Origin of the sequence: Desulfospira joergensenii DSM 10085 (assembly GCF_000420085.1) — a bacterium.
GTDB lineage: Bacteria > Desulfobacterota > Desulfobacteria > Desulfobacterales > Desulfobacteraceae > Desulfospira > Desulfospira joergensenii.
The window spans coordinates 131696-143205 of record NZ_ATUG01000003.1; the positions used below are offsets into that span (position 1 = coordinate 131696).

The 11510-nt window shown below is 52.4% G+C and carries 11 protein-coding genes; 10 read left to right on the top strand and 1 reads right to left on the bottom strand.

The window, feature by feature from the left end:
- Positions 1–31 precede the first annotated feature (31 nt).
- Positions 32–1282 (bottom strand): NAD(P)/FAD-dependent oxidoreductase, encoded by a 1251-nt coding sequence (locus F608_RS0124775; RefSeq protein WP_022668431.1) that lies wholly within the window; start codon positions 1280–1282, stop codon positions 32–34.
- A gap of 220 nt (positions 1283–1502) precedes the next feature.
- Here F608_RS0124775 and F608_RS0124785 point away from each other — a divergent pair, with 220 nt between their 5' ends.
- The 10 genes from F608_RS0124785 to F608_RS0124830 all read left to right on the top strand — a co-directional run bounded on the left by F608_RS0124785 (position 1503) and on the right by F608_RS0124830 (position 11505).
- Positions 1503–2468, top strand: a complete 966-nt coding sequence (locus F608_RS0124785) for an ABC transporter ATP-binding protein (RefSeq protein ID WP_022668433.1) — start codon at positions 1503–1505, stop codon at positions 2466–2468.
- 119 nt (positions 2469–2587) lie between these two features.
- Positions 2588–3313 carry a SurA N-terminal domain-containing protein gene (locus F608_RS33305; RefSeq protein WP_022668434.1) on the top strand — a complete coding sequence of 242 codons (726 nt, stop codon included), beginning with the start codon at positions 2588–2590 and terminating at the stop codon, positions 3311–3313.
- The gene (locus F608_RS0124795) at positions 3306–4241 is read left to right on the top strand and encodes a SurA N-terminal domain-containing protein (protein WP_022668435.1); all 936 of its coding nucleotides are present in this window, start codon (positions 3306–3308) and stop codon (positions 4239–4241) included. Before F608_RS33305 ends, F608_RS0124795 begins: the two co-directional genes overlap by 8 nt.
- Positions 4242–4278: 37 nt before the next feature.
- On the top strand, positions 4279–5643 hold the full coding sequence (gene mgtE, locus F608_RS0124800; RefSeq protein ID WP_022668436.1) for a magnesium transporter: 1365 nt from the start codon (positions 4279–4281) through the stop codon (positions 5641–5643).
- A 21-nt stretch (positions 5644–5664) separates the two neighbouring features.
- The gene (recO, locus tag F608_RS0124805; protein ID WP_022668439.1) at positions 5665–6474 is read left to right on the top strand and encodes a DNA repair protein RecO; all 810 of its coding nucleotides are present in this window, start codon (positions 5665–5667) and stop codon (positions 6472–6474) included.
- Positions 6471–7517, top strand: a complete 1047-nt coding sequence (locus F608_RS0124810) for a GHMP family kinase ATP-binding protein (protein WP_022668440.1) — start codon at positions 6471–6473, stop codon at positions 7515–7517. The genes recO and F608_RS0124810 overlap by 4 nt, the downstream gene beginning before the upstream one ends.
- Before the next feature lie 23 nt (positions 7518–7540).
- The gene (gene glyQ, locus F608_RS0124815) at positions 7541–8422 is read left to right on the top strand and encodes a glycine--tRNA ligase subunit alpha (RefSeq protein ID WP_022668441.1); all 882 of its coding nucleotides are present in this window, start codon (positions 7541–7543) and stop codon (positions 8420–8422) included.
- A gap of 3 nt (positions 8423–8425) precedes the next feature.
- Positions 8426–10501 (top strand): glycine--tRNA ligase subunit beta, encoded by a 2076-nt coding sequence (gene glyS, locus F608_RS0124820; protein ID WP_022668442.1) that lies wholly within the window; start codon positions 8426–8428, stop codon positions 10499–10501.
- Positions 10502–10520: 19 nt separating this feature from the next.
- Entirely contained in the window at positions 10521–10778 is a 258-nt protein-coding gene (locus F608_RS0124825) for a hypothetical protein (protein ID WP_022668443.1), read from the top strand.
- Positions 10747–11505, top strand: coding sequence for a nucleoside phosphorylase (locus F608_RS0124830; protein WP_022668444.1), 759 nt, complete (start codon positions 10747–10749; stop codon positions 11503–11505). The genes F608_RS0124825 and F608_RS0124830 overlap by 32 nt, the downstream gene beginning before the upstream one ends.
- Positions 11506–11510 lie beyond the last annotated feature (5 nt).

Sequence of the window (11510 nt, forward strand, 5' to 3'; positions counted from 1 at the left end):
CTATGCCGGGGTGATTTTTAAGTCTTTTCCTCTATTGGAAGCGTTCCAGGGAAAAGGGCTTGAGATTAATCCCGGGTTCATGGCCGTAGATCAGATCACAAACCGCTTTCCCCGTTCCCGTGGCCAGGGTCAGTCCCAGCATGCCGTGGCCCGTGGCCACGATCAGATTCTCCTGGGACGGGGCCCGGCCGATGACGGGCATATCGTCATAGGTCATGGGACGCAGGCTGGTCCATTCCTCGATCAGGGGCCGTCCCAGGGGCTCTTTTAAATAGGCCCCGGCTCCTGTCATCAGCTTTTCCAGCCGCTTTCTGTTCATCGTGGTGCCGTACCCGGAAAACTCCATGGTGCCTCCCAGTCTGTAGGCGCTCTTCCAGGGGGTGACCACCATGTTCTTTTCATAGAGCATGCAGGGAGTTGCGGGACAGGGTTCCGGCCTTTCCATGGTGATGCTGTAGCCCTTACCCGGCTCCACAGGCAGGTTGAAGTTCAGTTTTTTTGCGGTCAGGGGGGCCCAGGCCCCCGTGGCCAGGATAAAATCATCCGCCTCAAATTTCCCCTTGACCGTATTCACGCTTTTGATCCGGCCGTTGGAAACTTCAAGATCATCTGCCTGGCAATTTTCCTCGATGATCAGCCCCTTTGAAAGCAAATATTTTTTCCAGGAGTCCATGAGCAGTTCCGGCCTCAGATGCCAGTCAAACCGGTTGAGCCATGCACCAGCCACATCCTGTCTTAGTGCGGGTTCCATGTCAAGAAGCTCGTCTTTTTCAATCTTTCGGGCTCCCAGGCCGAAATCTTTCAGGAAATTATCGGTCTCCTGAAAGGCTTCAAAATTGGCAGTCTCCTTGAAAACGGAAAGAATTCCCTTGTCTTCGAAATCACAGGCCAGTTCCTCCAGGCTGAGCAGGTCACGGAACAGGGTCATGGAAGAGGTTAAAAGTTCAAATTTGGCTTTGGCCGCCCGTGTTTTGTGGGAATCGTTGCATTTGAATGCAAAGTTCAAAAGCCAGGACAGGCGCTTGAGGTCCAGGGTGGGCTTGATATAAAGGGGAGAGGTTCCCTTAAGGGTGCGAAGGATTTCATGGCTGACCGCCCCCGGAGAACAAAGCGGGATCAGGTCGCTGAAGTAAAGGAGTCCGCAGTTGCCGTGGGAGGCGCCGTCTCCGATCCTGTCCTTTTCCAGTATCCTGACGGAAGCTCCCTGTTCGATCAGGTAATGGGCGCAGCCCAGTCCGATGACCCCGCCGCCGATGATAATGACTTCTTTGTTAAAATTCATATTTGTTTTTCCATTGGTATTTGAAAATAAAGGTCACCTTATGCCTCTTTATTTTCAAATTCAATAAAAATATCCATTCCCGCATTTTTTGGAATTGGATTTATCATCCATCCCTTATCCGTCCGGACGGAATCCATCCCACCGGTTCTCGCTTTTTATGATAAAAGATGGTATAGGCCAAGATGCTTGTGATGAATTGAGGATAGAACAGGACGGCAGGATGCCCATTCTTACGGTAAAAAATCTCAAAAAATACTTCCCGGTGTACAGCGGGGTGTTTCAGCGCCGGACCGGCTGGGTCCAGGCCGTGAGCGATGTCTCCTTTGAAGTGGAAAAGGGCGAGACCCTGGGGATTGTGGGGGAGTCCGGATGCGGCAAGACCACCCTTGGAAGATGCATCCTGGGATTGTACGCCCTGACCCGGGGAGAGATATCCGTCAACGGAAGGACCGTGTCGGAGCTAAACTCCGCCAGGAGAAAAGAACTGTCAAAAAATCTTCAGATGATCTTCCAGGATCCTTTTGAATCCCTTAATCCCAGGCAGACCATCCGGCAGGTCCTGGAGGAAAAGTACCGGATCCACGACGGACATGGACTTGATCTGGAAAAAGAAATTCAGGATCTGCTGGAAAAAGTCGGCCTTTTGCCCGAAACCCTTGACAAGTATCCCCATGAATTTTCAGGGGGGCAAAGGCAGCGGATCGGCATTGCCCGGGCCATCAGCATGGATCCCGAGATCATTGTCTGTGATGAGCCGGTATCGGCCCTGGATGTTTCGGTCCAGTCCAAGATCCTGAATCTGCTGCTCCGGCTCCAGGAGACCATGGGGCTGACCTATGTTTTTATATCCCATGATCTCTCCGTGGTCCGGCATATCTCAGACAGAATTGTGGTGATGTACCTGGGGAAAATCATGGAAATCGCCGGGGCAGATGTCATCTATGACCATTGCTGCCACCCCTATACCCGGGCCCTGCTGTCGGCCATTCCCCTGCCGGATCCCGGGGCCGTCAAAAAGAGGATTCTCCTGAAAGGGGAGGTGCCCTCCGTGGAAAATCCGCCCCAAGGGTGCCGGTTCAACACCCGCTGTCCCCATGCGGAAAATTTGTGCCGGGAACAGGAGCCGGAACTGATTGCCCACAGGGATGATCCTGCCCATCTTACGGCCTGCCATTTTTATAACTGAACCCATGCTCAAGGATTTCAAGGCTTAAATTGACTTGCGAAAACCGGTCCGGGATGGTAATGTTTCTGATTTGTTGGAACGGAATCGGATTCAAATTTTAGATCTTGGGCAGGGGAAAGATGGGGCCTGGAATTCAGAAATATATTTGGCTGTTTTTTGCCGCCGGCCTGGTGTGCTTTTCAGGAGCCGGGTGCAGTCCGCCGCCGGCCGTTGATGTAACGGAATACGTCATCAAGTGCGGTGATATCCTCATTGAAAAGGATGAGTTTCTTGAGGAACTGGACATGAAACTGGCGGCCTATCCCTACGACATTAAAAAAGATCCTGCTGAATACAATGAAATGATCATGGATCTTGTTCTTGCCTTAACCGAACAATCTCAGCTTCTTAACGCCGCCGCTCAGATGGGGATCCAGGTTTCCGATGAAGAAGTGGACCAGGCGGAAAAGCTTTTAAGGGAAGATTATCCCGAAGACAGTTTTGAACAGATCCTCCTGGAAAACGCCCTGCCGTACGAATTCTGGAAAAAAAAGCTGAAACAGAGCATGATCATGGAAGAACTGATTCAAAGGGAGCTCAGGGAGAAAGTGAAAATCACTCCCGAAGAACTGGTCTCTTTTTATGACAAGGTCGCCGATGAATACAAAGAAGAGGAAACCGGGGAAGGCCGGACCGATTTGACCGAGAGCGGCAGTGAACTGGTGGAAAGGCTGCGCAGGGAAAAAAGTCAGGACCAGTATAATGAGTGGATTCAGAAATTGAAGCTGGACTTTCCCGCAGAAATTAATAAAGATGCGATCGCAAAATTTTTAATCGGTAAGGATAAAGGACATATCAATGATTAAAAAAGTTTTTCTGATGGTTTTTACCCTGGCCTGGCTTCAGATTTCCCTGGCTGCCGGGACAGAAGTGGTCGACCGGATCGTGGCCGTTGTCAACGATGAAATCATCACCCTGGTGGAACTCGATAAAATGCTTTCCCCCTATAAAACAAAAATCGAAGCCGGAGCCGGGTCTGAAAAAAGGAAAAAAGAGATGATGGAGAGTCTTGAAAGAAAGATGCTCCATCAGATGATCGATAAATCCCTGGCCAACCAGGAGGCAAAAAAATATCATATCCAGGTCACAGAGCCTGAACTTGACAGGGCCATTGAAAATTTTAAAAAACAGAACAAATTTACCCAGGAAAACTTTGAAAAAGCCCTTGAAGCCCAGGGAATGACCTATGAAGGGTACCGGGACAGGATCAGGCAGGAGATTCTCCAGTCCCGGCTGATCAACCGGGCAGTCCGTTCCAAGGTAATTATCACCGATATTGATATCAAGGCCTATTATGAAGAACACCTGGAGGAATTTTCCGGAATAGAAAAATACGAGCTTCGGAATATCCTCATGAAGGATGAAAAGGCCATAAATGAAGTGAAAAACAAGCTGGACCGGAATGCCGACTTTAAATTGCTGGCCGAGGAGAACTCCCTTGCACCCAATGCCCGGGAAGGGGGGTATCTGGGAATTTTTGACATCAATAATTTCAGCGATGCCGTTAAAGACGAGCTGATCCACCTTAAAAAGGGCGACCATACCGGTATTATTCAGATCGATCAGGGCTTTCAGATTCTTTTTGTCGAAGAGATCGTCAGGGAGGGAGGGAAAACCCTGGACCAGGCCCGGGATGAAATTCAGAAAATTCTCTACAAGGAAAAAGAAAGGGAAAAGTTTGCCCAATGGCTCGAGTCCCTTAAAGAGAATGCCCATGTAAAGATCATGCTGTGATGGACACCCTTATCAACCGGTTTAACTGGGAAAAACAATGCAGACCGAACAATTAAAAATTCTGAACACGAGCATCAAGAGACTGCTGCGCCGGGGGGCCACCCGGCAGCTCATCAAGATCATCGACAAGACCCACATGGCAGACCTTTCCATCGTGTTCAAGGAACTTTCCGGCCTGAATCGAAAGAAATTGTTTGAGCTCATCCATGATCCCGAAAAAATCGGCCTGCTTTTTTCAGAGATGGATGAAACCGTCTTTCTCGAGTTCGTGAAAAATGTGGAATTTGAAAAGCTGGTCCGGGTCTTTGACCACATGCCGTCGGACGACGCTGCCGAGCTTTTGGGACTTCTGGACGAAGAGCTCTCCGACCAGATTCTCTCCAAAATGAAAAAAGAGGAGTCCGACAACGTTGAGCAGCTCATGAGCTATGGCGAGGATACGGCCGGCAGCCTCATGGTTACCGATTTTGTGGCCCTGGAAGAGGATGTAAAGGCCAGGGAGGTCATTGAAGCCCTGCAGAACAAATATCTTGACGTTGAAATGCCCTTTTACATCTACGTGGTGGATGGATACGGCAAGCTCGTGGGAGTCAGTTCCCTGCGCCAGTTGGTGGTGGTCCAGCCGGACAAGCCTTTAAAAGAGTTCATGGCCACGGACATGGTCTCTGTGAAAACCTATACGGACCGGGAAGAAGTGGCCAGGCTGGTCTCCAAGTACGATTACCTGGCCGTTCCGGTGGTGGACGATGAAAACTGCATCCTGGGAATTGTCACCGTGGATGACGTTATCGACATCCTCCACGAGGCAGCCACGGAAGATATGCTGAAAATGGCCGGTGTGGGCGAGGAGTATATTGAAACCCAGACCGTATTGAGGGGATCCAGGATCCGCCTGCCCTGGCTTCTGGCCTCCTGCCTGGGCGGAGTGGCCGCTTTTTTTATCATCGGCGGTTTTGAAGACTCCCTGGCAAAATTCGCAGGCCTTGCCGCTTTTATCCCTGTGATCATGGGTATGGGAGGTAATATTGGAACCCAGAGTTCCACCATTGTTGTCCGGGGAATCGCCACGGGCAGAATCAACATCCAGGATTTCTCCCGGGTGGTTTCCAAGGAACTGGCCGTGGGTCTGATCCTGGGAGTGATATACGGAACCCTGATCGGCCTTGTGGCCCGGTTCTCATTCATGGCGGAACCCTTTTCCTGGTCCCTGGCCCTGGCCGTGGGCCTGGCCGTTCTCTCGTCCATGACCGTTGCCGCCCTGGTGGGATCCATGGTGCCCCTGGCCCTTGAGAAATTCCACGTTGATCCGGCCGTGGCCACGGGTCCCTTTGTCACGACCTCCATCGATATTGTCTCTGTCTATTGTTATTTTAGAATTGCAAAACTTTTCCTGGGCATATGACCCTGTTTTCCTGATATGACCATGTCCGGTTTTTCAACCCAAGCCATCCTGCTGAGAAAAATCGAGTACGGGGATCATGATTATATCATCACTTTCATGACCCAGACCCTGGGCAAGATCACCGTAATCGCCAAGAATGCAAAAAAAAGCGTAAAAAGGTTCTCCGGCGCCCTGGATCTTTTTTCCTTAAACCGGATCCAGTGCCGGTACCCAAAGAAGAACAGGGATGGACTGATCATCCTTACCCAGACCGAGCTTGAGAACGGATTTGTAAATATCCGGTACGATCTGTTTAAAACCGCCTATGCCAGCTACTGGGCAGAGCTGGTATACCTGTGGCTCGAGGAGGAAAAGGTCCAGCCCGCCCTTTACGATCTGTTTGCCTTCAGCCTGGACATGCTGAACCGATCCGATATCTCCCCCCAGGTGCTCAACCTCCTGTACCAGATCCGTTTCATGAGCATCTCCGGATTCTCCCCCAGCATTGAATCCTGTGAGAGCTGCAAAACCCATCTGGACGCCATCCCCCAGAAGAATGTCCGGTTTGACTTAAAAGAGGGCAAGATCATCTGCGAGTCCTGTTTGAAAAAAACGGCCTTCCAGGGACAGGCAGGTTCCGGCGGCCCCAGACACGGTCTCTATGTTTCAAAGGGAACCTTGAAACAGCTTTTCTGGATCAACAACTCAGACTTGAAACGGGCCGACAGGATAAAGTTTTCTCCCTTTGCCATGGCCGAAGGCCAGGCCCTGATGGAATCCTTTATCCCCTTTCATATTGGCCGGGAGATGAGAACATTGAAATTTTTGAATCGTTTAAGGCGGGAAATATGAATTTTCAACCCAGACTGGAACAAGGACAGGTCGTAACCTCCGTGCCCTGCAGGATTGACTTTGGCGGGACCCTGGATCTGTCCACCTTTTATCTTCCCCTGTCCCATCTGGGTCCGGCCGGGCTCAACCTGGCCCTGGATATGCGGACCCGGGTCATTCTTTCCCCCCATACCCGGGGACGGGTGAAAGTCTCTTCAAGGGGATTTGATCCGGCTGAATTTGACGGGGGGCAGGCCCCCTTCAACCATCCCATGGGACTGATCTTTGCCTGCGCCCAATACTTCAATGCCCATGGGATCCACATCTCCATTGAGTCGGCTTCTCCGCCCAGGAGTGCCCTGGGGGGATCGTCTTCCGCTTCCGTGGCTGTCCTGGCCGGGTTTTTCCAGGCCCTTGAAAAAGAGAGCCATCCGGAACAACTTGCCTGGCTCTCCCATTATATTGAATCCAGTGTGGCCGGTGTGGTCTGCGGGGTGCAGGATCAGGCTGCCGCAGCATTCGGCGGCGCCAACCTGTGGAAATGGAAAATGGGCCTGACCGGCCCCCGGTTTGAACGGGTTCCCCTTTTTGAATCTTCCCGGGAGCTTGACCATTTGAATGACCATATTCTGGTGGCCTATTGCGGAATTCCCCATGTATCGAAAAATATAAATAAACAATGGGTTGACTCCTTTATCCGGGGAGAAACCCGGAAGGATTTTCAAAAAATTGTGGGGATCACAAAAAAATTTTTCATGGCCCTGAAAGAGAAAGAGTGGGATCTGGCCGGTGATCTCATGAATGAGGAGACCCGGCTTAGGCTTGGAATGACCCCTGAGGTGCTTGACAACACCGGCAAAAACTTGTTTGAATCCGCCCAGGAACTCAATTGCGGTGTCCGGTTTGCCGGGGCCGGCGGGGGAGGGTGCATCTGGGCCGTGGGAAGGGCCGGAAAACTGGCTGCCCTGGCCGGATCCTGGAAAAAAATACTTGAGCCTGTACAAAACGCACAGATTCTTGATACAAGGATAGATCCCAGAGGAATAATGATCCATCAATTATAATTTTTTTATGAGAGCAGACAGATATGAATTTTCAAGATGTCATTTTAAATCTGAACCGATTCTGGGCCGAAAAGGGTTGTGTCCTTATCCAATCCTATGACATGGAAGTGGGGGCCGGAACCTTTCACCCCACCACCCTGTTAAAAGCCCTGGGTCCCGAACCCTGGAAGGTGGCCTATGCCCAGCCGTCAAGGCGGCCCACGGACGGGAGATACGGAGAAAATCCCAACCGGCTCCAGCATTACTACCAATACCAGGTCATCCTCAAACCCTCTCCCCCGGACGTTCAGCAGCTTTACCTGGACTCCATGAAGGTTCTGGGCGTGGATCCCCTTGAACATGATATAAGATTCGTGGAAGATGACTGGGAGTCCCCGACCCTGGGAGCCTCGGGTCTCGGCTGGGAGGTATGGCTGGACGGCATGGAAGTGACCCAGTTCACCTATTTCCAGATGACCGGGTCCGTGGAGGTCAATCCCATCCCCGTTGAGTTGACCTACGGGCTGGAGAGGATCTGCATGTATCTCCAGGGCGTGGACAACGTATTTGACCTGAAATGGAACGATGAAATCACCTACCGGGACGTTTACCACATGCAGGAAGTCGAACAGTCCACCTATAACTTCGAGGTGGCGGATGTGGATCTTCTGTTTGACCTGTTCAAAAAATACGAGGCAGAGGCCCACAGGATCGTGAAAAAGGGACTGGTGATTCCCACCTATGAGTACTGCCTGAAATGTTCCCACACCTTCAACCTCCTGGATGCCCGGGGAGCCATCAGCGTCACGGAAAGAACCGGGTACATCAAACGTATCAGGGATATCGCCCGCCTGGCATCCAAGGCCTATATCATCCAGAGGGAGGAGATGGGCCATCCATTATTGAACAGGGGAGGGGAGGCATAGAACATGAATACATTGTTGATTGAAATCGGATGTGAAGAGATTCCGGCCGGGTATATTGTTCCTGCCCTGACCGCATTTCAAAAGAATATGAAAAAAGCCCTGACCCGGGAGAGGATCGAAAGCGGTGAATCCAGGATTCTGGGAACACCCAGGCGCCTGACCCTGATCATTGAAGATGTTGCCGATTCCCAGAAGGCCCGAACCTCTGTCCTCACCGGCCCCCCTGAAAAGGTGGGGTTCGATGAAAACGGCAGTCCCACCATTGCGGCCAAAAAATTTGCAGACAAGGCCGGCATCGGCCTGGATCAGATCAAGGTGGAGGATACGGGCAAGGGCCGGTATCTCACCGCAGTGGTGGAAGAGACCTGTGAATTTTCGGCGGCCATCATTGAATCCATGCTGGAACAGCAGATCCTGGGCCTTCCCTTTCCCAAGTCCATGCGCTGGGGCAGCCTGAGCATCAGCTTTGCCCGTCCCATCATATCCCTTATGGGGCTTTTGGGGGAAAAGACATTGAATTTTTCCGTGGGCACTATCCAGTCCGGCAATGAGACCCTGGGTCACCAGTTCATGAACCCCCGGACCTATGCGGTAAAGGATGCCGCCTCCTATGTGGGAGTTCTGGAGTCGGCAGGGGTCATACCGGAAATCGAAAAGAGAAAAAACATGCTTCTGGAGTCCATTCAAAGTCTGGCTGCGGAAAATAAGGGGCAGATTCTGGATGATCCGGAACTGGTGGACATTGTCTCCAACCTTGTGGAGTATCCATACCCTGTGGTGGGCCGGTTTGATGAAGAATTTCTCCAGGTGCCCGACGAGGTCCTGATCACGGCCATGCGGGAACACCAGAAATATTTTGCCCTCAGGGATGAAAACGGGCTTCTTCTGCCCATGTTCATCGCCGTCAACAATACCCGGGCCAAAGATATGGACCTTGTGGCCCAAGGGCATGGAAGGGTCCTGAGAGCCCGGCTCTCCGATGCCAAGTTCTTCTATGAGGTCGACCTTGAATCCAGCCTGGACGAGTTTGCCGAAAAATTGAAAAAGGTGACCTTCCAGGAAAAACTGGGCTCGGTCCATGAAAAGACCGGGAGGATCGCCCAGCTCGTGGACTATCTCACCGATGTATCGGGCTATGATGACAAGGAGGGTCTCAAGGCCAAGGTGAAACGGGCCGCAGCCATATGCAAGGCAGACCTTGTCAGCCAGGTGGTCATCGAATTCACCAAACTCCAGGGCGTCATCGGCCGGGTATATGCCCAAAAAGCCGGTGAGGACCCGGATGTGGCCGACGCTGTGGAGCAGCATTACCGACCGGTCCAGTCCGGCGGACAGCTCCCGGAGAATCCCACGGCAGCCCTGCTGGCCATTGCCGACAAGCTCGACACCATCTGCGGATGCTTTTCCGTTGACCTGATTCCCACGGGGGGTGCGGATCCATACGCCCTCCGCCGCCAGGGCATCGGCATCATCCAGATCATACTGGGGGAAAATTTAAGTTTCTCCCTGGGAGATCTCATTGAAAAAGGCCTGTCCCCATTTATGGATGATCCCGGCAAACGCAAGGAAAAGGCAGGCCAGGTAATGACCTTTCTCCAGAACAGGATGGTCAATATCCTCACCGAACAGGGATATTCCAAGGAAGCGGTCAGCTCGGCTCTGGGCGCCTCCTTTGACAATCTTCCCGACGTGGTACTCCGGGCCGGGGCCCTGGACAGCCTCCGGCAGGCAGAGGATTTCGACCCCCTGTCCGTGACCTTTAAGCGGGTGGAAAACATCCTGAAAAAGGCCGGGGATCTGTCCGGCCTTTCCGTGGACTCCGCCCTGTTCGAGGATCCCAGTGAAACCCGGTTGTTTGACTCTGTATCTTCGGTCCAGGCCCGGGTCCTGGATCTGACCGGAAACGGGGAGTATGAACCGGCATTAAAAGAGATTGCCACCCTGAGACCCGATGTGGATGCCCTGTTCGAGGATGTCATGGTCTTTAGTGAGGATCCCGGGCTGAAAAACAACAGGATCGCCCTGTTGGCTTCGGTGTCTGGATTGTTTAAGAATATTGGTGATTTTGAAAAACTATAATTTTTAGGAGAAGATTCAAATGGCAGGCTATGATCCTGATAAAGATAAGAAACTCTGCGAATGGAAAAATGAGGAAACCGGTCTTTTAATCTCCATACACCAGTACGGAGATGGAGAACCCAAGGTCCAGGTCGGTCCCAGGATCCTCAAGAAAAAGGATGGAACCGACAGGGCGCCGTCCAAGGCCGGACGCCTTTCCGTGGAGGACATCATGTGGCTCTACGATATCATAGATGAGGTAAAGGATGAGCTATCCGACCGGGTCGGACCTGAATAGTAAATCCCTGGTCCCTCCCCTGGGAGCCAGACAGGCGCCGGATATCGGTCCGGTGGCTGTCCTGGTTTCCACCGAGCCGGATGTAAGAACCATGGGGTCCTTGGTTGAAAAGGTCAGACAAGGACCCTTTTTCATGGGCCGCCTCTTTAAAACGGAAAAAGGGGTGACCATTGCCGGACCCTATATCGGCGCCCCTTACGCTGTCATGCTCCTGGAATCCCTGGTGGCCAAAGGCGCCCGGCAGATCATCGTTCTCGGCTGGTGCGGGGCCCTGACCCGGGATCTTGCCATCGGAGACCTTATCCTTCCGGACCGGGCCATCTGTGACGAGGGAACCTCAGGGAACTACCAGGCCCTGGACCCGGATCTTGGAATCACCTTTCCGGACAGGACCCTTTCAGAGAAATTGGCCGGATATCTTTCCGTCAACGCCATGGAGGCAGGCCAAAGACCGGTCTGGACCACGGATGCCATTTACCGGGAAACCCCGGAAAAGGTGGCCTGGTTCACAAAGCGCGGGGCGGCAGCCGTTGACATGGAATGCTCGGCCTTGTTTGCCGCGGCCCGGTACAGAAAGGTCCGGTTGACCTCCCTGCTGGTGGTGTCGGACAGTCTGGCCTCCAAAGACTGGGACCCGGGGTTCAGGAAAAAGAGATTCAAGGAGGCAAGGAAACAGGCCTGCAAGGCCGTGCTTTCCTTTGCCCATGGATTGGGTGAGGATAGGTAACTGAC